The sequence below is a fragment of the Kordiimonas aquimaris genome (genome assembly GCF_025574485.1).
GTDB classification, from domain to species: domain Bacteria; phylum Pseudomonadota; class Alphaproteobacteria; order Sphingomonadales; family Kordiimonadaceae; genus Kordiimonas; species Kordiimonas aquimaris.
In genome coordinates this window covers 186,573-209,127 of the sequence record NZ_JAOBPO010000002.1, presented here as the reverse complement: position 1 = coordinate 209,127, position 22,555 = coordinate 186,573, and the positions used below count along the sequence as shown (strand labels likewise).

Here is a 22,555-nt window from a genome sequence, read left to right as displayed (position 1 = left end):
CCCCATAGCGTCAAACTTCAACTCAGCACTGAATTACACACAAAATATGAACTAAAGGTTACCAACAAACAGTGTGGCACCGAAATTCATAACACATTCGTATAGTTTGATGTGAAGTCTAGTATATCCAGAACTTTAAAATTGCTATTGTTGCGCTTCTTCGACCACTTGTCTTAGGCGATCTTTGCCGAAAAACATCTCGTCGCCAACATAAAAAGTCGGAATACCAAATGCACCGCGCGCCACAGCAGCAGCAGTGTTTGCAACAAGCTGTGCTTTAATATCTGGGTCAGCTGTTTTGGCAAGCAATGCGCCGCCATCAAAACCAGCGTCGGTCATCACCGAAACAAACACATCCGGATCATCCATTTTTTTGTCATCTTCCCACATAGCAGTGAGGCCTGCCTCAATGTAATCCAACAGATAACCATCTTGCTTTGCCGCAATAGCACCGCGCATCAACAGCAGTGTATTAACCGGAAAATTCGAATTGAAATGAAACTTGGTCAAACCGTGCTTCTTGATAAAACGCATCATCTCAAGGCGTTCGTAATCCAGTTTCCCTTTAATGCTGCCAAACGCCATCATCGGCGCCTGATTGCCTGTAGCTTTAAAAATACCGCCAAGCAAACAAGGAATGTAATTCACTTTAGTATCAGTACCTGCCAGCACACTGTCTATTGCACGATGAGCCAAGTAAGCATTAGGACTGCCAAAATCGAAGATAAAGTCTATTGTTTTTGCCATCAATCAAGTTCCTACCAATTTTCTTTCCAGGGTCTTAGGTCTAGTTCATGCGTCCACGCCGTGCGCGGCTGGTTATGCAGCATCACATAATTTTCTGCGATGTGGTCAGGGTTTAAAATTGCATTTTGTTCCCGCATATCATCCACCTGCGGGATAATCTCGCGAATGAAATTAGAGTCAATCGCGCCGTCAATGACAGTATGCGCCACATGAATGTTTTTGGGACCAAGTTCACGCGCCATAGACTGAGCAAGCGCCCTAAGCGCAGCTTTTGCGCCTGCAAATGCTGAAAAGCCGCTACTGCCACGCACACTTGCGCTGGCACCGGTAAAAATGATTGTGCCACGTTCACGTTTAAGCATGTGCTTGGCAGCTTCACGTCCCATAAGAAATCCTGCAAAGCAGGCCATTTCCCATACTTTTCTGTATACGCGCGCTGTTGTTTCCATGATTGAAAAACGAACATTGGCACCAATGTTAAAAACAGCAACTTCAATGGGGCCAATATCTGCTTCTACCTTATTGAACAAGGCAGACATAGCGTCTTCATCGCGTGCATCTGCTGGCATTGCAACCGCACTACCTCCATCCTGAATGATACTATCAGCCAATGCTTGTAGTGCATCAGCATGGCGCGGCCTGCGGACAAGACAAACAGTCATGCCTTCACGCGCAAAAGCGCGCGCTATCGCAGCACCCGTATCATCGCCTGCACCGATAATAACGCAGGCCGGTTTGCTATCAGATTTCTTCAACACCGCAATCCTTTCGTAATGAATACGCTATATTACCATAAGTAATAATAATGGTTTAATTTTGCAACCAATAATGATAAACATGCGCCATAAATACTCAAAATGGATGAAAAATGTCACGTTCTCACACACAAACATGCCCCATAGCCGGTGCACTTAATATTATCGGTGATCACTGGACATTACTGATTGTACGTGAGGCTTTCTACGGTGCCACACGCTTCGGCGAATTCAGGAAAAACACCGGTATTGCAAAAAATTTATTGGCTAGTCGCCTGAATACATTAGTGAGTGAAGGCGTCTTTAAGCGCACTATCTTTGCTGACCGCGGCACAACACACGCATACGCATTAACGGACAAGGGGCGTGCTTTGCAAACCGTTATGATTGCCATAGCACAATGGGGCAACACACATGTTTACGGCAAAGGCACTGAACCTATTTTGCTGATTGACCGCACTACGGGCGAACCGTTAAACGAGTTGCAAATTCACGATGTAAAGGGTGACCCAATTGATGAAAAAAACATTGCATTTGCACCTGGTCCCGGCGCAAGCAACGCTGTACACATAAGGCTAGCTGAAGCTGCGGCGCATCTGGCGGAGACAAACCGCAAAACCAAGCCTGCTGACATGTACCGCAAATAAACTAGCTATCAGTCACCAAACATGATGTGCCACATTAGACGCCCCGGCATCATAGCAATGGCACCGGCAATCACCATACCGCCCATATAAAGCCCGCGGACAGAACTGGCGTGTGCGGCAACATCGCCTCGCCTGATCTCTATGATTGACTTGGGCACATTATAAAGTGTGAGCACAACAAACAAATGAATAGGCGAAAAACCCCAAAGGGTTGGCATACTGCTACCTTCAAACCCTTGAATAAAAATAGCGCTAACAGCCACAACGACCATCAACACCATCCACACCCAGCCCACCTGCTTATGATGGCGCGTGCCTTTCTTTCGCATGAGCTGATAAGCCCCAAGAAAAAAAGCTGCAATGGCTGTAAACAAATGGATGGTAATTTGGATTGGTAACCGCTCGAACACATCAATGTTCATAGTATTCCCCTCACTGTCATGGGCTTTTGATCATTTCTACACACGCATGAGAATGAAACCCTTATGTATCTATATTGGGATGAAACGCCCTGCTTCAAGTTACGAACAAACCACCCTTTCGCTGGCAACACATGATGGGAGCGCTATAGTTACGTCAATTTTCTGCTAAAATACCAATCTTCTGGTACGGAGAAGTAGATGCATTTACCAACAAAAGCTGACATTGCAGAAGCGCGCAAAAATCTTGAAGGTGTTATTGTGCGCACACCGCTAGTACCGTTTTTTGGTGAGGCCCCATCGAGCAAGCACCAAATATACCTGAAGCTGGAAAACACACAGCGCTTCGGCTCGTTTAAGGTGCGCGCAGCCACTAATGCTATCAAATCGCTCCCGGCCGGCGTACTAAAACAAGGCGTGGTGACAGCAAGCGCTGGCAATTTTGGTCAAGGTCTTTGTGCCGCAGCAAACCTGCTGGACGTAAAATGCACTGTCATTGTGCCAGACACAGCTGCACGCACCAAAATTGACGCTATGCGCAAACTTGGTGCCATCATTGTAGAAGTGCCTTACGCAGAGTGGTGGCACACACTGGAAACTCGCAACACACCAATGGAAGGGCAGTTCATTCATCCCGTTTGTGAACAGACAGTGATGGCAGGTAACGCAACTATCGGCGCAGAAATTCTGGAAGACTTGCCCGATGCGGACATCATCACCGTGCCTGTTGGTGGCGGAGGGTTGGCCTGCGGCATCGGCAGTGCAGTTAAAGGGGCAGGCAGCGACGCACGATTAATCGCAGCAGAATCTGAAACCTCGATGCCTGTTGCAGGTACACTGGCAAACGGCAGTCCCATAGAGGTAGAGCACACCATCAGCTTTATTGATGGCATGGGAGGCAAGATTGTACTGGACGCCGTGTGGCCATTGCTAAAGCAAATAATAAGCGGCGCAGTAAGCAGCACACACCACCAAGTTGCTGATGCAATCCGGCAAATGATGATACACCACAGTGTAGTTGCAGAAGGCGCAGGCGCAGCATCACTGGCCGCAGCATTACACCATATGCCCGATCATTTGAGCGCTGGCAAAAAGGTCGTCTGCGTCATCTCGGGCGGCAACATCGACAACAGCGTCCTGCAAACCATCATGAGTGGACAAACGCCGCCTTAAAACAGTATGGGCTTACTCAAGTTGCTACTCGTATTGCAAGGCTCGCACAGGCGGGATAGACGCTGCCTTGAGCACCAATGCTGTCGTAAGCAAAATTGTAATAGAGACAATCGCACCACCGCCCATTAAATAATAAACTGGACTTATATCAATACGGTACGGATATTTTTCCAGCCAACCGCTCAGGAAATAATAAGCCACAATCCATGCCGGTATATTAGCGACCAACACTGGCTTCATATATTGCCATGTAAACAATTTAATATTGTCGCGAACACTGGCACCGTGCACCCGTCTAATGCTGATCTCTTTGGTACGATGACTGATGGAGTTAAGCACAAGCCCCACAAGTCCAACCAACGACAAAACAGCAGCAAGGCCAGAGAATATTGTGAAAAGCGTCAACTCCTGATTCTCACGGTTGTAAAGGCCGTCGAGGCGCTCTTCCATGAATATCTGCCGGTAAGGTATCTCAGGGTACATTTCACGCCACACAGTTTGTAATTCTGAAACAACGCTTTGCTCGCGCGCTGGGTCAAACCGCACAGTGAGCGTCCGAAAAATATCGGCATGCCTGAAATAAACCTTCGGGTCTGTTGTTGTTCGTGCAGAAATAAACTGCATGTCATCCACAACACCAACAACCGTAACGGTCATAAAACCACCACTGTCTACAGTCATATAAATAGGTTCGCCAATAATCGCTTCAGGGTTTGCGTACCCCAATGAAGTTGCTGCCAAACGATTGATAACAACATTTCTCGTGTTTGTGTCTGTCGGTGCCGTGCGAATGCGTCTCAGGTTAACCTGATCTGCTGCATACTGTTCATTGAGCGCGCGACCAGCCGCTATTGACGCACCAAAGGTATCAAAGAAATCATAATCAGATGCAACCAATCGCAAACCCACATCTTGATCCTGCGCAACATGTTTGGAGAAAAAGCCCTCGACTGAAAAAGAATTATCACCGGGCACAACTTCAGAGCGGGTCACTGATTGAATACCTTCAATATTGCGCACACGGTCTTTAAACGATTCTGCACGCGCGGTATCTGCTCTGTTTATCCCGCGCACCAATAGTAAATTCGATGGGTTATACCCTACGTCCAGCGTATTCATGTGAGTGATTTGCTGGTTGATTGTCATAGCCCCAATCAACAACGAAATGGATGCCGTAAACTGGATAAAAACCAACACGCGGCGAAAGCGATTAACTTCTGCGCGCTGCGAACGACCTCCAGACAAAAATTTGACTGGACGAAACCGACTGGTAATAACAGCTGGATACAACCCTGCCAAAATACCAAGCCCAAAAATAGACAAAGCAAATACGATAAAGCCTTCGGTTTGAAATATCTCCGCCAGTGAATATTCCACGCCAACAATGGAGCCAAAAAAGGGCAATAGATCATCTGCAACCAGCAAACCAAGCAGCGCCGCAAGCACTGTTTGCAAGATAGATTCAGTCATAACATGTGTAACAATATGCTTGGCACTAGCTCCTGAGACTTTCCTGATACAAAACTCTTTTTCGCGTTCAACCGCACGTGCCATCGCCAGGCTGACATAGTTAAAAGTTGATATGGCAAGGATCATGATCGCCACTGCAAGGAAGCCATACACCGTTGTATAGTTCCCGATGCTGTTACCAGCCGAACGCCCACTTGAGCCTAAATGAATATCGCCAAAAGGTTGAAGGAACAGCCTGAAGATATCCTTCATTTCGCCGGGAGAGCTAACATTGAACGGCCTGTGCTGGTCAACAAATGCAGCAAGTTTTGCATGAACATCTTCGACATTTACACCCTCCTTAAGGCGCACATAGGTGCGCAGGCTTACATTGCTCCATGATTCAGGGCGATTAGCAAACTGATCCTGAAAAGGCATAACAAAGTCGAAGGAAAAATCAGTATATTGCGGTAAATCCTTGAACACACCCGTCACCGAATATTCAATGTCATTCGCTGTAAACGTCTTCCCCAGAGCCGTTTCGCTGCCAAAATATTTAACCGCCATGGACTGTGATAAAATGGTACTATTGAGCGAGCGAAAAGCATTCTCTGCATTACCTTCAACAAACTCTACCGGGAATATTTTCAAAAAGTCAGCGTCAGCAACAGTCACATTCTCGTAGTTCAGAAAATCACCATGTTCAACTGTCCATAGCCTGTTACCAACACGCACAGCTGTTTCCACCTCACTGATTTCATCAGCCATTTTAGGGGCAAGTGGTGTCATAGTGTTGATCATGTAACCTTGACCGCGCAGGAACTGCCCCTCCACACGGTAAAGTCGCTCTTGGTCAGTGACCCAGCTATCAAAGTTCAATTCAACATGTGCATAGAGCAGAATGAGGATGGTAGCTGCAATGCCGCCCGCAAGCCCAATCATGTTTAGAACAGGCAAAACCGGTTTGCGTATTATCTGTCGGAACCCTGATTTGATGACCTGCTTGAACATATGAACTCCCTAAAAGGTAACGTCGTGACTTAACTATTTTTGATTAACCATCAATATTTAGCAAAGTTTATGCCAAGGCATTTCATCATGTTTAGTCCTTTATTTTTAATGTTTTAGCTTTTTCACAGTGCCCCAACGATGCCTATTACTGTTCGTTATCGAACAATCGCGTTCGAAATCGAACAGCCACTTTCTCGCAAACAAAACCGCAAGGTTTTCTCATAAACAGTTCAACAACGTCATAGTTTGATCATAGTTTTCCTGCAGTTTTACAACGCGATGAGAAGCATGAGATTGGGTGGTCTTCATGAGTATCGAACTTTTCCCGCACATTGTGCTGGACGTTGCCACAGACAAGACATTTCGACAATCACGTCTGCCTGCAGAGTTAGGCAAGCGAAGATACAAACGAGCGCGCCGCATTGTGCCGTTCATTTGGTATACTTACGGAAATGAGTTTCTGAATTATCCAAGTGCGTATCAAAACTGGCCAACAGAAACGAATACTTAGGGTTTAAACATAAAAGCACACTAGTTTCGCCGCCTTTGCACAACTTCGCTATTTATTCTCCGAAAAGCGCCAACGTTTCAGGCGGTACATCACTTCGCTCCACCCATGCGGCAACAATGGCGTGATACCTCTGCCAATCTGCGGCGATAACACCAATCGGTCGTTTATCAAGGCTGCGTGCGAAGGTGAGAAAATACCGAATACGACTATCCGCTTTTGAAATCATGCTAACGACAGCGCGCGTTTGCAGGCTTACGCGGCGGTCGCGCTGTGCCATGATAATTGCGGTTTTGGTCTCAGCTGCTTTAGCTTCAGCGTCCAGAATGACATCCGCCTTGCTGCGACCCACCTGAGCTTCTAACCATTCGGTAATTTTGAACGTATCTTTCACCAGCACACCCTACATAGTTTCCGCATTCATAAATGCAGCCACGGCCCATGTCATTAAAAGATACAGTCTCAAAGAGTTAAATGGTGGTCGGTACTGGGCTCGAACCAGCGACCTCGTCGATGTCAACGACGCGCTCTACCAACTGAGCTAACCGACCGTCCATTTCAAGAGTTGCGTTATTGGATAACGCATTGTTCGAGGTTGGTCCCGAACAGACGGCTGTTTACAACGCTGCCATTTCGGGCGCAAGTGGAAAGTCGTTTATCCGCATGGATTAACCGCCATATGTTAAGCGCTATCTTTCATGAATGGTTGTGATCGTTTGCGGGTGCCACCCGCTCTTACCACAGCGTTCATCACAGCTGGTGCCATCGGCGGCAATGACATTTCACCCATGCCCACAGGATCTTTGGTGCTGTCCACCAAATGTGTCTCGATCACAGGCGGTGCATCTGCCATGCGCATCATGATGTAACTATCAAAGTTATCATTCACCATCTGTCCACCCTCGATGCGAACCTCTTGCCTCATGCAGGCGCTGAGGCCATCGTTAATGCCGCCTTCCATCTGAGCAATAACACCAGCACGGTTCACTACCGTGCCCACATCAATGGCACCCGTTACTTTGTGCACTTTAAATGTACCATCCGATAATAGCTGCACTTCCACAACATGAGCGCAGTAACCACCAAAGGTAAAGTGGCCCGCGATGCCTTGTGCCCAGCCATCCGGCATCGCCTTACCCCAGTTTGCTTTTTCGGCAGCAAGCGTTAACACGCCAGCCATACGGCCCGTGTCATACACATCGCTACCATGCTGGCCGTATGGCAGCTCTTCAGGCGCACCAAGTAACCGCAGGCGCAGTGCAAGCGGGTCTTCACCCAACTCATCAGCAATCTCGTCAATGAAGCTTTGAATAACAAACGCATTGGCCGTGTGCGCAGGTGCGCGCCAACTGCCCTGCGGCGCGCCAGACTTGGCAACAAAGTATTCCATCTTCATGTTGTCGACACGACCCGCAGGGAAATCATCCACATACAAGTCCGCATCAAACAATTCATTCTCCGGTCTGCCGCGGCGGTAATGTTTCGGTGTGCCGGCAAGGCGCTGTGCCCATGCGGTCAGATTGCCGTCAGCATCAAAGGCAGCCGTCATTTCATGGTGTCCCATCGGGCGGTAAAAATCATGTGCCAAATCATCTTCACGTGTCCAGACAAGACGAATGGGAAGGCCCGATGCTTTGGCAATTGTTACCGCCTCGCCCACATGATCGCTGGTAAGCCTGCGGCCAAAACCACCGCCAAGGCGCGTATAGCGCACGTCTATCTTCAGTCTATCAATACCAGTGATGCCGTTGGTCATCCGCGATGCACCAGACGGACTTTGGAAAGGACCGATCACCGTTGCACTATCTTCGCGGATATGCGCAATGCAGTTTTGTGGCTCAAGCTGTGCATGAGAAACCAATGGCAATTTGTATGTGCGTGTGATCACTTTGTCAGCACTAGAAACAGCAGCAGCATAGTCGCCGTCACTGCGAACAATCTGGCCTTCACCTTTCAGCAACTCGTCGCACTGCGCAGCCAAACTCTCACTACTTTCATCAGTATACGGACCTTTGTTCCAGGTTATATTCAATAGTGCGCGTGCTTTTTTAGCGGTCCACACATCTTCAGCAATCACAGCTACACCGCCCGCTAGATATGTGTAATTACCGTCAAGCGAGGGTCTGTCCATAACGATGATATCGATTACACCAGGCAATGCACGCGCTGCAGCATCGTCCACATTCTCGACATATCCATCCAAATAAGGACAACGTTCCACCATGGCCGTCTTGGCTCCGGGATAATCCATATCCATGCCGTAAAGTGGTTTGCCTGTTACAATGTCATGCACCACTTTGTTTTTTTCCGAAGTCCCTATCAACGACCAATCGCTACGCGCCTTAAGGTCTGGCTCAAAACCATCTGGCAGTGTTTCCTTCGCTGCCTTACGTACAAGGCTGCCGTATGAAACGCGGCCACCGGTAGGGCTAACAACAAAGGATTTTTCTGTCCGCAGGTTAGCCACATCTGTACCAAAATGCTTCGCACCGGCCTGCAACAGCAATTGCCGCGCAGTGGCACCAGCATTGCGCAATAATGTCCAATTGTCAGAAATACTGGTTGAGCCACCCGCACCCTGCGGCACCACACCCCATGCCATACCGCCATCTGCTGTTCGCCTTAACATTAAGGGAAGCGGCTTGGACTTGACCTGATCAAAGTCAGCATCAAGTTCTTCTGCAAACAACATGGCAAGCGATGTATCCACGCCTTGCCCCATATCCGGGGACGGGCTGAAAAACACCATGGTATTGTCAGCATTAATCTGAATAAGCGGAGAGATACTGTTATCATCGTTCGCATCAGTATCATCCATTGACCGCGCGAGCGCAGCTACCGGCGCACCGACAATAAGTGCACCGCCTGCCAGGCCATATGATAAAAACGCTCTTCTTGTTGGATTGAAACGCATCACCTTCCCCTCATGAATGTTCCGTCGTCACATAACTTTGCTTATTTTTGTTAGAGTATAACCTCCGCTTCTACACACGTCAGGACCACTGGTCGCAAACAGAAGGCGCTTCAACGCATAATTCACCGGTGACAGCAGCATAAAAAGCCGTTAGCGTGCGCTCATGAACAGGGAACAAGACACAAGCCTGACCACAAAGGCGGCCCACAAAGACGCGGACGCACCTGACGCATACGTGCTGCGCTTACCACTGAAAAATCGTGCACCTGTTGTATTTGCGGTACCGCACAGTGGTCGCTTTTATCCGGAAAGTTTTCACAGAGCATCGAAACTTTCGCCTCAAGATCTACGCTTGTCCGAAGATGCGTTTGTTGACGATCTGTTTGAGCCGGTTTCCCAAATGGGTGCCGCAATGCTGGTTGCAACACATGCGCGAGCCTATGTTGACTTAAACCGCAGCGTCGACGAACTGGACCCTTCCATGTTTAAAGATGGTTTGGGCGATACCCCTGTTGACATTAACAACCGTGTCAGCGCGGGACTTGGTGTTATTCCGCGTATCATCGGCGAAAACATGCCCATATACGAAAACAAGCTAGCTGCACGTGAGGCGTTCAAACGATTGGATGCCGTTTACAAACCTTATCATGCCAAATTAGCTGACCTGCTGATGAGCCAAATCAAGACGTACGGAACATCTATTTTATTTGATTGCCATTCAATGCCCTCAGGGCCAGAGCTACACAGGCGCGGACAGCCACAACCTGACATTATCCTGGGTGATTGCTGGGGCACCAGCTGTAACCGCGAACTCACAAGCCTTGCAGAAAAACTATTTTTCGAGGCCGGATTCAACGTTAGACGCAACATACCTTACGCAGGTGGTTATGCCACACGTCACTATGGCAACCCCAAGAATAACTGCAACGCACTGCAGATAGAAATTAATCGCAGCATCTATATGGATGAAAAACGCGTGGAAAAGCAGCCACACTTTAATGAAGTCCGCACACGGATCACCACAGTCGCTAGCGCGCTCATAGACGCAACCGAACCACAAGCTAAAAATCCACCACTCGCAGCTGAATAGCTGCAATCCCGACATTAAATGAGTTTATAAAAAAAGAGGCCACGCTTTCGCGTGGCCCAGGCTCAGGGAGGAAACGCCCACGGAGGGCATCGATGGACTTAACCATCAGTACTAAGATAAAACCGAGAAGTGCTTTTGCCAAGGGCTACGCAGATAACGATTGTATGACAGAATAGTTATCTACGGCTAAACTTATGATTTAAATAGGTAATATTGTTGCGTTTACGCGATAAAAATTTCAATTGAAAATCAACACCTTTGCTCGATTAATGCTTCAGCACAGCCTGAAGATGTGCGAATCGCGTTAAACGGTTTTTTCAAAAAACCTTCATGCAGACTACACAGAGTTGTCACAGGGCAGCGCCATGGTCGCCGCCAACAAGACATCGCCTAGAAGTCGAAATCATTCGATCAACACTTGGGACATAACCCGGCAAAGGTACATACCGCGATGACCATGCTTTCCCGCGCTTTACAAAAAGATATTCCCGTAAATGACGATATTTTGGAGGCGTTCATATCAGACAATGACACAGACACCCACACAGGAAACCATACCTCAAAACAAGATAAAAATTACACTTACCGCAGTGTGTTTATATCCGATACACATTTAGGCACCAAAGCTGCGCGTGTGGATTTGCTGCTGGATTTCCTTAAAACCATACACTGCGAGCAATTGTATCTTGTTGGTGACATAATCGACGGATGGCAAATAAAACGCTCATGGTACTGGGACACGACCCACAACGACGTTATTCGGCGCATTCTGAAAATGGCGAAACACGGCGTAAAAATCGTCTATGTGCCGGGCAACCATGATGAAGGTTTGCGCGGGTTTGAAGGGCATGACCTTGCTGGTGTCTCGTTGGCACATGAGGTCATTTATGAAAGCGCAGATGGCAAACGTTATTGGGTGTTACACGGTGATCAATTTGACGGTGTTGTGAAATACGCCAGATGGCTCGCCCATATTGGTGATCGTGCCTATGGTTTACTGTTGCGGTTAAACACCTCCTTAAACGGTATACGCCGGCTCCTCGGCTATGACTATTGGTCACTTTCAGCATACCTGAAACACAAGGTTAAGAATGCCGTTGAATACATAGGAAAGTTTGAGGAAGCCGTTGCATATGAAGCCAAACGCCGTGGTGTTGACGGCGTTATATGCGGTCATATTCATCACGCTGAATGCCGGGATTTTGACGGCGTCAAATATATGAATGATGGCGACTGGGTCGAAAGCTGCACCGCGCTGGTGGAACACAGCAACGGCAAATTCGAGATATTGCACTGGGCAGATGAAATTGCCGCACGCCATGAAAATCAAAACCCGTTATCCACCAAAAGACAAAAAATACGTAAACCCAAGAAACGCAAAAAAGAAGCTTCAACTCCCCCTATTCCCATAGCGGCAGAATAATCATGATCCATTCACACAGTTTTGCAGACAATCTTAAAAGCACTACGATAAGCCCAAAGGACAAGAAGCTAAGAATTTGCCTGATAACAGACGCGTGGCACCCGCAGGTAAACGGCGTGGTACGCACTCTTGATAGCTTGCGCCGTGAACTACGCACTGAAGGACACCGCGTGTTAATGATTACGCCAAACCGCTTCAAGACCATAGCTTGCCCGACATATCCAGAGATACGCCTTGCCATCAACACCATGTTTCGCATGTCTGCGTTTTTGCGTAAATTTAAGCCTGACGCCATTCACATTGCAACAGAAGGGCCATTAGGGTGGGCCGCACGGCGGTGGTGTGTCCGAAATAATGTATCATTCACGACGGCATACCACACTGCATTTCCTGAATACATTGAAGCGCGCACCAGATTGTCAGCAAACATATTTTACCCGATTTTCCGACACTTCCACAGCCGAAGTGCTGGCGTTCTGGTTGCTACACCAACAGTCAGCAACATGCTGCACAAACGCGGCTTTGCAAACCTAATGCCGTGGACACGCGGTGTTGATACCAGCCTGTTTCGGCCAAGAAGCTTTAAACCCAACACAACCAGATCAACACAAAATAAACCAACCTTGCTATACGTGGGTCGTGTTGCAGTCGAAAAAAATATCGAGGCCTTCCTTACTTGTAAAACACATGGCACCAAGGTAGTTGTTGGTGACGGTCCGGCATTTAATAAATTGAAAGCTGCTCACCCAGATGTCGACTTTTTGGGCGCCAAATTTGGCACTGAACTGGCACAATTATACGCGGATGCCGATGTATTTGTATTCCCTTCGAAAACAGACACCTTTGGCTTGGTTATGATTGAAGCATTGGCTGCAGGCACCCCTGTGGCAGCATATCCGGTGCAAGGTCCGGTAGATGTGCTTGGTCCAACTGGTCAAGGCCCTCAAACGAAACATTTCGCGAATTGGTCAACGCCAATTGCTGGGCTCGACAAAGACCTGTCTGTCGCGATTGAGGAAGCATTGAAAATTGATCGTGCCGCGTGTCGTGATTTCGCTCACTATTATAACTGGAAAACAGTCAGTCAACAGTTCCTTGGCGCGCTGCAAGTACAGGCGTGAAAGCATACCGAAATAGTACCAAGAGCAAACGAACAACGCTTTTAGGCATGCCACACCTTACCCCCAATTGAACGGCGGGTTTGCGGCAAGCTCAGAGAGAGGGCGCTGCACAAGCAGGTGAAGGCCCTAACTAGACACTCTCCTTATTTTGCCAAGCGCAGGCAATTGTCTGCGTCAGGTTTTACAAACACTACTGACATATTTCGGCAGTTAGCCGTGCTAGATAATCAGATGAAAACAGCACTAGAAAAATGCTGAAGATAGTTATCGTTTTGATCAGCGAATGCGCGAAGTTTCGTCTATTATTCCGTCAACCTTATGAGATATTAAATTATGAAAATAAACTATGCCGTTCTTGGAACAAACAACATGGACGCTTCAATTAAATTCTATGATTTACTTTTCGAAAAAACAGAATTTAATCAGGTTTTATCAACTGACAGAATGGCCTTCTGGCAGGGCGAAGATAAAGATTCTGCATTTGCAGTAGCAATCCCTTTTAATCAGGAACCTGCAACTAATGGAAATGGAACAATGGTTGGTTTTGGTGTTGGCTCTGTCGAAGAAGTGAAAAGACTTCATAAAAAGGCTATAGAATTGGGCGGTGTCTGTGAAGGCGAGCCAAATCAACGAGGGCCTCGTTTTTCTGCATATGTGAGAGACCTGGATAAAAACAAAATATGTTTTTCCGAGTAAAACGCTTAATAGGCACAGGCAAAACATCACAAATAAGGCAAACAAACTTACTAAAAAGACTTTATTAATTATTTGCGTATAACATACTCTATGGAAACATATTTTGCGGTATCAGCTCTATGATAAAACTTCAAAAAAGAGCTCTAAATATAAGCATAGCATTACTGGCCTTATGTACTGCTTATTTAAATGATACTGCAACAGCGCAAGACGGTGCACACACTGAACGCAATGCAAGCGTACCACACCTTAAAATCTACACGCACCGCGACACTTTCTTTGCACAATTTCCAGAAAACAAACCAGCACAGGGTATTGTCCCTGAGCTAATGCACTGTGCAGCAAACAAAATGCAATTCACATATGAATTTGTTATCGCACCGCTCTCCCGCTCTCGGAATCTCATTAATGCACAAGAGCATATTCTCTGGTTCCCATCGACACATCAAGGGGACCCAGAACGAATGAGACGCCTCATTGGCCCCGTAGGTGACCTGAATTCATATTGGTATCAATTGAAGTCAAGCACGCTTGATCCACATTCAGAAGAATTCAAAACCAAAGCACGTGTCACTGCCTATACAAAATCTACATTTGCAGAAGAACTGCAAGAAAGTGGATATAATTGGGTGAGCGGAAGCGCAGACTATAACCGCCTTATCTATATGTTAATGACCAACAGGGTTGATGCCATGCTTGCGGTCGATTTCCATCGTGCGCTGAATAAGGATACGCAAATTCTTTTTGAAAAACACACCCGCAGAACCCTAGACAAAAGCGTAAAAGTTAGCATTCAGGTTTCGCGGTACATGTACAAGAATGAACCTCAATTTGTTAACATATTAGATAGCACAATCCATACCTGCTTGGGCAAATAGCTACCTCGGTTCCCTGATAAAATTGGACATCGTATCTATTGGTTAGAGCTTGTTAACTATTTCAACATAATATTTAAATTGGGGTCAAATAACGTGGCACCAAGTTGTGAAAAAAAATCAAAAATCCATTATAAAAACTACTGTAATCCTGCTGGCTTTGTATTTCATCTCAGCAAGCAACCTTGCATTTACCGCAGCATTTGCTGATACCACAAACACGGCAGATGCGCCTGACATCACAATTTTCTCGCACGGAGACACAACGTTTTCCCGCTTCGACGCAAACAGTGTCGCCGAAGGTAAAGTGCCAGAAACTCTGGCATGTGCGAACACACACTTGCCGTTCAATTATGACTTTGCCTTTGCACCGCTTTCACGTGCGCAAGCCGTGGTCAATAAGATGAAGCACACATTTTGGTTTCCTGCAGGCAAATCAGATGACCCTGAAAGGCAGGCACGCATGATCGGGCCTGTTGGGGAGGTAAAATTCTTCTGGTACCAGCGCAAATCAGACGCCACGGACACACAGAGCATATCTTTCAAACAAAAATCGCTTGTTACTGCATACAAAGGATCAACATTCGAGGCCAAATTGCGCGCAGAAGGTTACAACTGGGTACAAGGAAGTGCAGATCATAACCGTTTGTTATCGATGCTGTTATCCAGACAAGTGGACGCTGTGCTTGCAGTTGATTTCGGTTTCAAACTGAAAGGGGACACAAAACGATCATTCAATAAGCATGTATCAACAATAGAGTATAAAAGATTACCTGTTTATATTGAAGCATCACAACATATGGCAAAATATGAACCGGAATTTCTTGCTCAATTCCGTGCCAGAATTATGTCGTGCCTAAACCAATAACCTTTGGACTTCATTGGTTCGCAGTCTGAGCTGTCTTTATTAAAAACTAATATTACACACTTAACTCGTTTCAACACTACATTCCGGCTTATTATCGGTTAACAGCTACCAACGATTTTGTAACAGCCGCGCATGACATCCATCATTCATTTTTCCTCAATAACATTGCCGTTGTGGTGGTTTTCTCATTAGTGAAGTTACGGATATTTCTCCCCAAATACCGCCCTGAATATGAGCAGAACACGGCACTCGTATCCTTCATGTAAACATCACAAAGAGGGCTGCCCCTCTAGAATCCCCTTTTCGCTTGCCGCAACGGGTAATCCCCCGTATAAGGCGCGCGAGTTTGAGGAAAAGGGGCCGTGCAGCGAAAACCGCGCATGCAGCCTCTTTTTATATTTGAGCCAAACGCGCTCCCATATGCATTTGTGTAAAAGCGCCTTGGTAAATTGGAAGCACCATCATGACGAAGAAAATTCGCAATATTGCGATCATCGCACACGTTGACCACGGCAAAACCACACTGGTGGATAACCTGTTCAAACAGTCAGGCATGCTGCGCGATAACCAGCGCATGGACGAACGCGCGATGGACAGCGGCGATCTTGAAAAAGAACGCGGCATTACCATTCTCGCAAAATGTACGTCTGTTATGTGGAACGACACGCGCGTTAACATCGTAGACACACCTGGTCACGCCGATTTCGGCGGCGAGGTTGAACGCATCCTCTCAATGGTGGACGGTGTTGTGCTTTTGGTGGACGCCGCAGAAGGCCCAATGCCACAAACTAAATTTGTGACCATGAAGGCGCTTGCACTTGGTCTGCGTCCAATTGTTGTGGTGAACAAAGTAGACAAGCCAGACGGTGACCCAGACGCTGCTACCGATGCATGCTTCGACTTGTTCGTAAACCTTGACGCCAACGACGATCAGCTGGATTTTCCGGTGATGTATGCCTCTGGCCGTGACGGTTGGTGTGATGATGAGCTGGACGGCCCGCGGGAAAACCTGCACCCGTTGTTCGAGAAAATCATCGAGCATGTACCATCACCCAAAGTGGTAACAGACGGTAACATCGACAAGCCATTTTCTATGCTAATTAGCCTGCTGGACCGTGACAATTTCGTTGGCCGTATTCTGACAGGCCGTATCGAAACAGGCAAAATCAAAGTCGGCTCGCCTATTCATGCCCTCGCACGTGATGGCAAGGTCATTGAAACAGGCCGTATTTCCAAATTGCTCGCGTTCCGCGGGTTAGACCGTGTACCGGTTGAAGAAGCAGAAGCTGGCGACATTGTCGCCATCGCAGGCCTTACGGAAGCAACCGTTGCAGACACCATCGCGGTGCCAGAGGTAACCGAAGCGTTACACGCCATACCGGTTGATCCGCCAACACTTGCCATGACCTTCATGGTAAACGACAGCCCGCTTGCGGGCCGCGAAGGCAAACATGTAACCAGCCGCGTTATCCGTGACCGCTTGATGCGCGAAGCGGAAGGCAACGTTGCCATTGAGGTAACAGAGTCTTCAAGCAAAGACGCATTCGAGGTTGCTGGCCGCGGTGAGCTACAGCTTGGTGTGCTTATTGAAACAATGCGCCGCGAAGGTTTTGAATTGGCGATTAGCCGCCCCCGCGTTCTGTTCAAACAGGATGAAAACTGCAAGCGCCTTGAGCCTTACGAGACCGTTCAAATCGATGTAGACGAACAGTATCAAGGTTCAGTGGTTGAAAAAATGTCACTGCGTAAAGCCGAACTTAAAGGCATGGTACCATCTGGTGGTGGCAAGGTTCGCCTGACGTTTGATGCGCCTGCGCGCGGCCTTATCGGCTATCACGGCGAATTTTTAACAGACACACGCGGCACGGGCATCATGGCCCGCGCTTACGACCGTTACGATGCTTACAAAGGTCCAATCCGTGCACGCCAGCGCGGTGTGCTCGTAGCAACCGCAAGCGGCAAGGCTGTTCAATATGCGCTGTTTTATCTGCAAGAGCGCGGCACCATCATGATCAATCACGGTGTTGACGTATATGAAGGCATGATCATCGGTGAAAACAGCCGCGATAATGATCTGGATGTAAACGTACAGAAAGCCAAACAGCTTACCAATATGCGTGCATCCGGTAAGGATGATGCTATCAAGATGACGACGCCGAAAATTCTGCCGCTTGAAGAAGCACTGGCGTACATCAACGATGACGAACTGGTTGAGGTAACACCTGAAAACATCCGCTTGCGCAAGCGCTATCTGCTGCCGCATGAGCGCAAAAAAGCAAGCCGCACTGTTGAAGGTTAAGGCTGCTTAAATAAACATAGAAAAACGCCCCGTTTGTTATGCAGTCGGGGCGTTTTTATTGTCTTATATTCAGGCACTAGGGTGCAGCGTATAACCAGCGCAGGCCTTTACCGTATGCGTTCGGGATAACCGCCATATGACCACCCTGATCAATCACATCATATCGGTAGCGCCCCTGTGTTGCATCGCCAGACAACAACGTATCAAACGGTGCAATCGCGGCCTGCATAGCCACCTCCGATTTATCAACTGAAAAATAGATACGCGGCAGGCCTGCTGTGTTTGCTCGCATTTTCGCGAGCAATGTCGGTGCCCACGCGGGCTCTTCCTCCAATGATGGGCTGCTGGCCAGAATTCGCTGGAATAATGTAGGGGCCTCTGCCGCTACAAATGCCGCGAACAAGCCACCGCTCGAGTGACCATACAGCGCTTTATCATCGTCTTTTATCCGGTAATTGGCTGCAATAAACGGCAGGATTTCCTGCCTGAGTGCCGCCAGGAACTTTTCTGCACCGCCGTCTTTGGAATGAAAATCGCGCGCACGACCAGCGATCCATTTCTGGAAATCGCCATAAAAGATACTGGCCACCACCATGGGCGGCGCACTACCTTCAAATGACATCAGGCGCGGCACTTCGCTTGTCATGCCAAACATCACGTTACCGTCCAGCGCCAGCATCAGCGGAAACGCATCCTCGCTTTGGTTGTAACCAAACGGAATAGACACTGCGATGGTAATGTCCTCACCCATAATATCAGATGTAAAGGCGTGGGCCGTTGTGCCCACCAGCGACACTTCAGTATTCGCATCGTCCTGCGCCTGCCCAGCCACAGAGCCAATGCTCACTGCAACACATGCAACCAGTAACAATAAATTTTTCATGAGTGGTATTCCCCTTTATTTCCCATGAAAGGCATATTAGGTAATTTCTTTATTCAAAAAAGCAGCAAACTATGAATAGAGGGTATTGTGCGACGAAGCGGCAATAGCGTGATTAAACCGTTATGGTGCGGCTACCCCAGTTTGAAATAGTTACGAATGGCGAGCAGACCGAAGAAAATGAGAATAGCAGACACCGCGTTTTGCATAAACGCCCATGCCCGCACCACGCAACAAATCAGGTACATGTTTGGCGTAATAAACAGGCTTGCCGGTTTTGATGTCTGTGTAACTCGGTTCATCCTCGTATTCGATGCCATCAATAATCATGCGCTGCCCCTTATTACGAAGGCAGTATGCACCTACGTGTTGCGGTGGCACAAGCCGGAAATGATCGCGCATACCTTCCTTGACAGCAGCACGCTAAAGGCTGCGCTGGTTCACACAGCTCATCAGGCCACGGTGCGTTTTACCCGCTCCGCAGAACAATCACCAAATAAGGGGCGCTGTTTTATTTATTCTTCTTCATCGGGAAGAAAGAATTTTCCCTGCCTGATCGCGACACTCTCATTGACATAAACATCGAAAACAGAACTGTCATCGCCTGCAATTTGTATAATACAATTGTCGCAGATATCATCAATCATCTGCCCCGCTTTAATCGTTATGGTGCTGGTGGTTTCGCCGACAATGACAATAATTTCATAATCAACGGTATCCATGTTCATTAAACTGGATGCCATAGCACCCGGCGCAACAAGCAGGCAGGAAGCGGCAAAAGCTATTGCTTTAAACTTCATCAGACTCTCCTTCAATAAGGTCAGTCTTCAGTATCCTTTTTCAAAGTCGAAACTAAAGCGATATGTTTGCGCAATATCTATTTAATTATTGCATAACAACCATGATTTAATATCGCTATACCAATTTTCAGGTGTGCCTATAATACGCCCAAGTTCTTATGGAATAAGAAAATGGGGAGATAAAATGACACAGCCACATGCACATGAAACTGGCATACACAACACGAAAAAAAGATCAGCCCGCCGCCCGCGCGGTCAGCGTTCGCTTGATTGCCGGCTCGAGGTTGAGGATGTAACCACACAGACCTTCAACCCGGTCATAACGGATGAAACAAGGTCTTCCTCAATAGACTCCGAAAACATCACATAGGCGGGGTACCGGAACACCGGTGTGCCGGGCACCTGCCACAGGCGCTCTGCCTGCAAATGCTTGTCCACCACCCTGCGCGGGATATAACATGACCCACCATTCAAAAACAGATATTCGATACCGCGTGTACCAAGGTCCATCGAAAGGGCGGGCGATGTCATCTCTGGGAAGCTGAGGGCATGGTCAGCCTGAAATTCCGGCCCCCAATAAGACAGAACATAGCTTTCATCAAACACGTCTTTCTTGTCCGGTTCTGTCGTTACAAGAATAACCTCCTCTTCAAAAATCTTTTCTGCGGCAAATCCCGGACGATATTGCGGGCGGTACATAACGGCAAAGTCAAGCGAGCCATCCACAAGCTGCTGTGTCAGCGCAAGGGCATGTCCCATCTCTGCGCGCAGGGCAACATCTGGCGCGTTGCGGCGCATCCAACCAAGCCACGGGATCAAATAACCATCCCACAGGCTGACCTGCCCACCGACCCGCAAAACAGACTCGTGACCTGTCGAAATACCAACATCCATACGCGCCTGATCCCACATCCGTACCATCGCAGACGCATGACGCAGAAACTGAACGCCGCTTGGTGTCAGCATTGCGCCGTTTTTCCCGCGCTCGAACAGGTACGCCCCCAAGCGGTCTTCCAGCGTACGGATGCGCACGCTTACAGTTGATTGCGTAACATGCACGATTTCCGAGGCACCTAAAAAACTGCCAGCCTCGGCCACTGCCAGAAAGGTTCTGATATGCACAATATCCATTTCAACCTCCATCTATTTATATATTCGATAATAATGTCATATTATATTCTCTTTATACACTTAAAGTTTCTCTTATACTCATAATCAGAACATAAGCAGGAGGCAGGTGATGGATGTAATTCAAATACCGGATGTATCGGAAAACTGGTTGAACAAAGCACATTACTGGAAAGCATCACGTGCACGGCAGCATTATGCAAAAGCTAAAAAGCCTTCAGATATTATGGAGCGCCTCAGGGTTTTATCCGCCGTCTGTAAATGGCAGGGGCAAAACGATCAAAGCATGGAATTCATGCGCGCATATACCTCGCTTGAAACAAAATTGAAGAATACGAAATAAGCAAACTGATGCACTGCATCAACAACTTGAACCACGATGTCTGAACAGGAGATAAAAATGGCATCACTGAATCACCGTCAGTACACAGCGCATAAATACCACGCCAATTATAATGACTATGAAGGGCTGGATTACGACGATTACGATTACGATTACGGCGATTATGACAAAGAATACAGCCTCAATCATAATCAGAAAGATGATTGCTCAGGCTATGATATGCCAGGTCGGGTGAAATCCAAAAAGCAAGCACGGAAGTTTGCACGCCGCGGAAGATAGCAAAAAATATATCATACCGATGGCGTCAAATAGCCAAGTAATCAGGAATTACCCAGTAAAGGGCAACACAGCTAGGTGAACCGTCTAGGAGAATATATCCCCATGAAGAGAGCCCCCTCTCTTGAGAGCTAGATACATGCCAACTTGCCTGCCAGTGCCGCTGACAGCAGCCGAGTCATTAGGCGGATCACCTAACCAACAGCACACTCATGTTCGTACCAATGTGCGGACATGAGCTGTGCATAAAGAACAGCCCTGCCTCTTGTATACCAACCCAACCGTGATGTGGTCGCCCCTAAATATCACGCTGATTAACCCGCTTCATCAGGGCTTCGGCGCTTTCAACTCGCTCTGAGTAGCGGTCCACCAGATAGTCTGCGTTGCCGCGTGTCAGCAACGTGAACTTCATCAGTTCCTCCAGCACATCAACGATCCGGTTGTAATAGCCAGATGGCTTCATGCGATCGTTATCGTCAAATTCCAGAAATGCCCTCGCAACAGAGGACTGGTTCGGGATGGTAATCATCCGCATCCAGCGGCCCAGCTGGCGCATCTGGTTCACTACGTTAAACGACTGTGACCCACCGCACACCTGCATCACCGCCAGCGTTTTGCCTTGTGTTGGTCGCACCGCACCGATGGACAGTGGCACCCAGTCTATTTGCGCTTTCATGATGCCGGTCATGGTGCCGTGCCGCTCTGGCGAGCACCAGACCTGCCCCTCAGACCATGCCATCAGGTCACGCAGCTCTTGCACTTTGGGGTGGCTCTCGTCTGCATCGTCCGGCAGCGGCAGGCCCGACGGATCATAAATCCGCACTTCAGCGCCCATAACCTCAAGAATACGCGCGCTTTCTTCCACAACAAGGCGACTGAATGATCGCTCACGCAAGCTGCCGTATAATAATAGAATTTTAGGCGGATGGGTCGGCAGATTTGCAGTAAAATTAGCCACCACCGGCACATGCAATGCATCTGTATTTACGTTCGGTAGGTCATCATGTTCGCTCATATCGCACGCCCTGTTTCAATGCAGTGATTTGCATATATAAGGGCTTAATCACATCTGTCTACCACACCACATCCAAAACTCTTTTTTTAGCGCAAAGAAAAAGGCTGCGCCCAACGAC

The 22,555-nt window shown here is 47.9% G+C and carries 23 protein-coding genes and 1 tRNA gene; 12 read left to right on the top strand and 12 right to left on the bottom strand.

Annotated elements, in window-relative coordinates; translation table 11 throughout:
* Positions 1-144 precede the first annotated feature (144 nt).
* Positions 145-747, bottom strand: coding sequence for a 2-hydroxychromene-2-carboxylate isomerase (locus tag OEU88_RS06710; RefSeq protein WP_262694366.1), 603 nt, complete (start codon positions 745-747; stop codon positions 145-147).
* An 11-nt stretch (positions 748-758) separates the two neighbouring features.
* On the bottom strand, positions 759-1,502 hold the full coding sequence (locus tag OEU88_RS06705) for an SDR family oxidoreductase (RefSeq protein WP_262694365.1): 744 nt from the start codon (positions 1,500-1,502) through the stop codon (positions 759-761).
* Between the two features lie 113 nt (positions 1,503-1,615).
* Between OEU88_RS06705 and OEU88_RS06700 the strand changes: the two genes are divergently transcribed.
* Positions 1,616-2,149, top strand: a complete 534-nt coding sequence (locus OEU88_RS06700) for a winged helix-turn-helix transcriptional regulator (protein WP_262694364.1) — start codon at positions 1,616-1,618, stop codon at positions 2,147-2,149.
* Between the two features lie 8 nt (positions 2,150-2,157).
* Here OEU88_RS06700 and OEU88_RS06695 read toward each other — a convergent pair whose 3' ends face one another.
* Entirely contained in the window at positions 2,158-2,571 is a 414-nt protein-coding gene (locus tag OEU88_RS06695; protein WP_262694363.1) for a DUF2306 domain-containing protein, read from the bottom strand.
* A gap of 198 nt (positions 2,572-2,769) precedes the next feature.
* On the opposite strand from OEU88_RS06695, the gene OEU88_RS06690 reads away from it, so the two are divergent.
* Complete coding sequence (locus OEU88_RS06690) at positions 2,770-3,741, top strand: pyridoxal-phosphate dependent enzyme (RefSeq protein WP_262694362.1); 972 nt, start codon at positions 2,770-2,772, stop codon at positions 3,739-3,741.
* Between the two features lie 24 nt (positions 3,742-3,765).
* Here the strand turns inward: OEU88_RS06690 and OEU88_RS06685 are convergent, their stop codons facing one another.
* Entirely contained in the window at positions 3,766-6,201 is a 2,436-nt protein-coding gene (locus OEU88_RS06685) for an ABC transporter permease (RefSeq protein ID WP_262694361.1), read from the bottom strand.
* 307 nt (positions 6,202-6,508) lie between these two features.
* Here OEU88_RS06685 and OEU88_RS06680 point away from each other — a divergent pair, with 307 nt between their 5' ends.
* Positions 6,509-6,712 carry a hypothetical protein gene (locus OEU88_RS06680; RefSeq protein ID WP_262694360.1) on the top strand — a complete coding sequence of 68 codons (204 nt, stop codon included), beginning with the start codon at positions 6,509-6,511 and terminating at the stop codon, positions 6,710-6,712.
* A gap of 52 nt (positions 6,713-6,764) precedes the next feature.
* Here OEU88_RS06680 and OEU88_RS06675 read toward each other — a convergent pair whose 3' ends face one another.
* From OEU88_RS06675 to OEU88_RS06665, 3 genes are all read right to left on the bottom strand, one after another.
* Positions 6,765-7,103, bottom strand: coding sequence for a hypothetical protein (locus OEU88_RS06675; protein WP_262694359.1), 339 nt, complete (start codon positions 7,101-7,103; stop codon positions 6,765-6,767).
* An 81-nt stretch (positions 7,104-7,184) separates the two neighbouring features.
* Positions 7,185-7,260: transfer RNA gene (locus tag OEU88_RS06670), tRNA-Val, on the bottom strand.
* A 131-nt stretch (positions 7,261-7,391) separates the two neighbouring features.
* Positions 7,392-9,623, bottom strand: coding sequence for a xanthine dehydrogenase family protein molybdopterin-binding subunit (locus OEU88_RS06665; RefSeq protein ID WP_262694358.1), 2,232 nt, complete (start codon positions 9,621-9,623; stop codon positions 7,392-7,394).
* Between the two features lie 163 nt (positions 9,624-9,786).
* Between OEU88_RS06665 and OEU88_RS06660 the strand changes: the two genes are divergently transcribed.
* The 7 genes from OEU88_RS06660 to typA all read left to right on the top strand — a co-directional run bounded on the left by OEU88_RS06660 (position 9,787) and on the right by typA (position 17,995).
* On the top strand, positions 9,787-10,713 hold the full coding sequence (locus tag OEU88_RS06660; RefSeq protein ID WP_262694357.1) for an N-formylglutamate amidohydrolase: 927 nt from the start codon (positions 9,787-9,789) through the stop codon (positions 10,711-10,713).
* Positions 10,714-11,164: 451 nt separating this feature from the next.
* Positions 11,165-12,136, top strand: coding sequence for a UDP-2,3-diacylglucosamine diphosphatase (locus OEU88_RS06655; protein WP_262694356.1), 972 nt, complete (start codon positions 11,165-11,167; stop codon positions 12,134-12,136).
* A 2-nt stretch (positions 12,137-12,138) separates the two neighbouring features.
* Complete coding sequence (locus tag OEU88_RS06650; protein WP_262694355.1) at positions 12,139-13,257, top strand: glycosyltransferase family 4 protein; 1,119 nt, start codon at positions 12,139-12,141, stop codon at positions 13,255-13,257.
* Between the two features lie 333 nt (positions 13,258-13,590).
* Positions 13,591-13,953 (top strand): VOC family protein, encoded by a 363-nt coding sequence (locus tag OEU88_RS06645; RefSeq protein WP_262694354.1) that lies wholly within the window; start codon positions 13,591-13,593, stop codon positions 13,951-13,953.
* A gap of 119 nt (positions 13,954-14,072) precedes the next feature.
* A complete protein-coding gene (locus OEU88_RS06640; RefSeq protein WP_262694353.1) occupies positions 14,073-14,831 on the top strand; it encodes a hypothetical protein in 759 nt (252 codons plus the stop codon).
* Between the two features lie 106 nt (positions 14,832-14,937).
* Positions 14,938-15,696 carry a hypothetical protein gene (locus tag OEU88_RS06635; RefSeq protein ID WP_262694352.1) on the top strand — a complete coding sequence of 253 codons (759 nt, stop codon included), beginning with the start codon at positions 14,938-14,940 and terminating at the stop codon, positions 15,694-15,696.
* Positions 15,697-16,159: 463 nt separating this feature from the next.
* The gene (typA, locus tag OEU88_RS06630; RefSeq protein ID WP_262694351.1) at positions 16,160-17,995 is read left to right on the top strand and encodes a translational GTPase TypA; all 1,836 of its coding nucleotides are present in this window, start codon (positions 16,160-16,162) and stop codon (positions 17,993-17,995) included.
* Positions 17,996-18,071: 76 nt separating this feature from the next.
* Here typA and OEU88_RS06625 read toward each other — a convergent pair whose 3' ends face one another.
* From OEU88_RS06625 to OEU88_RS06610, 4 genes are all read right to left on the bottom strand, one after another.
* The gene (locus OEU88_RS06625) at positions 18,072-18,878 is read right to left on the bottom strand and encodes an alpha/beta hydrolase (RefSeq protein ID WP_262694350.1); all 807 of its coding nucleotides are present in this window, start codon (positions 18,876-18,878) and stop codon (positions 18,072-18,074) included.
* A 150-nt stretch (positions 18,879-19,028) separates the two neighbouring features.
* Positions 19,029-19,277, bottom strand: coding sequence for a hypothetical protein (locus tag OEU88_RS06620; protein WP_262694349.1), 249 nt, complete (start codon positions 19,275-19,277; stop codon positions 19,029-19,031).
* A gap of 113 nt (positions 19,278-19,390) precedes the next feature.
* On the bottom strand, positions 19,391-19,675 hold the full coding sequence (locus OEU88_RS06615) for a hypothetical protein (RefSeq protein WP_262694348.1): 285 nt from the start codon (positions 19,673-19,675) through the stop codon (positions 19,391-19,393).
* Positions 19,676-19,930: 255 nt separating this feature from the next.
* Positions 19,931-20,806, bottom strand: coding sequence for a LysR family transcriptional regulator (locus OEU88_RS06610; RefSeq protein WP_262694347.1), 876 nt, complete (start codon positions 20,804-20,806; stop codon positions 19,931-19,933).
* Between the two features lie 109 nt (positions 20,807-20,915).
* Here OEU88_RS06610 and OEU88_RS06605 point away from each other — a divergent pair, with 109 nt between their 5' ends.
* Positions 20,916-21,146, top strand: coding sequence for a hypothetical protein (locus OEU88_RS06605; protein WP_262694346.1), 231 nt, complete (start codon positions 20,916-20,918; stop codon positions 21,144-21,146).
* A 57-nt stretch (positions 21,147-21,203) separates the two neighbouring features.
* Entirely contained in the window at positions 21,204-21,425 is a 222-nt protein-coding gene (locus tag OEU88_RS06600; RefSeq protein ID WP_262694345.1) for a hypothetical protein, read from the top strand.
* Positions 21,426-21,720: 295 nt separating this feature from the next.
* Here OEU88_RS06600 and arsH read toward each other — a convergent pair whose 3' ends face one another.
* Positions 21,721-22,437, bottom strand: coding sequence for an arsenical resistance protein ArsH (gene arsH, locus OEU88_RS06595; protein ID WP_262694344.1), 717 nt, complete (start codon positions 22,435-22,437; stop codon positions 21,721-21,723).
* Between the last annotated feature and the right edge of the window lie 118 nt (positions 22,438-22,555).

Bases quoted from the DNA above. Each gene is read 5' to 3' on its own strand.
- OEU88_RS06600 (WP_262694345.1), top strand. From the start codon at position 21,204: ATGGCATCACTGAATCACCGTCAGTACACAGCGCATAAATACCACGCC.
- typA (WP_262694351.1), top strand. From the start codon at position 16,160: ATGACGAAGAAAATTCGCAATATTGCGATCATCGCACACGTTGACCAC.
- OEU88_RS06620 (WP_262694349.1), bottom strand. From the start codon at position 19,277: ATGCGCGATCATTTCCGGCTTGTGCCACCGCAACACGTAGGTGCATAC.
- OEU88_RS06695 (WP_262694363.1), bottom strand. From the start codon at position 2,571: ATGAACATTGATGTGTTCGAGCGGTTACCAATCCAAATTACCATCCAT.
- OEU88_RS06680 (WP_262694360.1), top strand. From the start codon at position 6,509: ATGAGTATCGAACTTTTCCCGCACATTGTGCTGGACGTTGCCACAGAC.
- OEU88_RS06655 (WP_262694356.1), top strand. From the start codon at position 11,165: ATGACCATGCTTTCCCGCGCTTTACAAAAAGATATTCCCGTAAATGAC.
- OEU88_RS06605 (WP_262694346.1), top strand. From the start codon at position 20,916: ATGGATGTAATTCAAATACCGGATGTATCGGAAAACTGGTTGAACAAA.
- OEU88_RS06710 (WP_262694366.1), bottom strand. From the start codon at position 747: ATGGCAAAAACAATAGACTTTATCTTCGATTTTGGCAGTCCTAATGCT.
- OEU88_RS06615 (WP_262694348.1), bottom strand. From the start codon at position 19,675: ATGAAGTTTAAAGCAATAGCTTTTGCCGCTTCCTGCCTGCTTGTTGCG.
- OEU88_RS06700 (WP_262694364.1), top strand. From the start codon at position 1,616: ATGTCACGTTCTCACACACAAACATGCCCCATAGCCGGTGCACTTAAT.
- arsH (WP_262694344.1), bottom strand. From the start codon at position 22,437: ATGAGCGAACATGATGACCTACCGAACGTAAATACAGATGCATTGCAT.
- OEU88_RS06610 (WP_262694347.1), bottom strand. From the start codon at position 20,806: ATGGATATTGTGCATATCAGAACCTTTCTGGCAGTGGCCGAGGCTGGC.
- OEU88_RS06660 (WP_262694357.1), top strand. From the start codon at position 9,787: ATGAACAGGGAACAAGACACAAGCCTGACCACAAAGGCGGCCCACAAA.
- OEU88_RS06665 (WP_262694358.1), bottom strand. From the start codon at position 9,623: ATGCGTTTCAATCCAACAAGAAGAGCGTTTTTATCATATGGCCTGGCA.
- OEU88_RS06650 (WP_262694355.1), top strand. From the start codon at position 12,139: ATGATCCATTCACACAGTTTTGCAGACAATCTTAAAAGCACTACGATA.
- OEU88_RS06625 (WP_262694350.1), bottom strand. From the start codon at position 18,878: ATGAAAAATTTATTGTTACTGGTTGCATGTGTTGCAGTGAGCATTGGC.
- OEU88_RS06685 (WP_262694361.1), bottom strand. From the start codon at position 6,201: ATGTTCAAGCAGGTCATCAAATCAGGGTTCCGACAGATAATACGCAAA.
- OEU88_RS06640 (WP_262694353.1), top strand. From the start codon at position 14,073: ATGATAAAACTTCAAAAAAGAGCTCTAAATATAAGCATAGCATTACTG.
- OEU88_RS06645 (WP_262694354.1), top strand. From the start codon at position 13,591: ATGAAAATAAACTATGCCGTTCTTGGAACAAACAACATGGACGCTTCA.
- OEU88_RS06690 (WP_262694362.1), top strand. From the start codon at position 2,770: ATGCATTTACCAACAAAAGCTGACATTGCAGAAGCGCGCAAAAATCTT.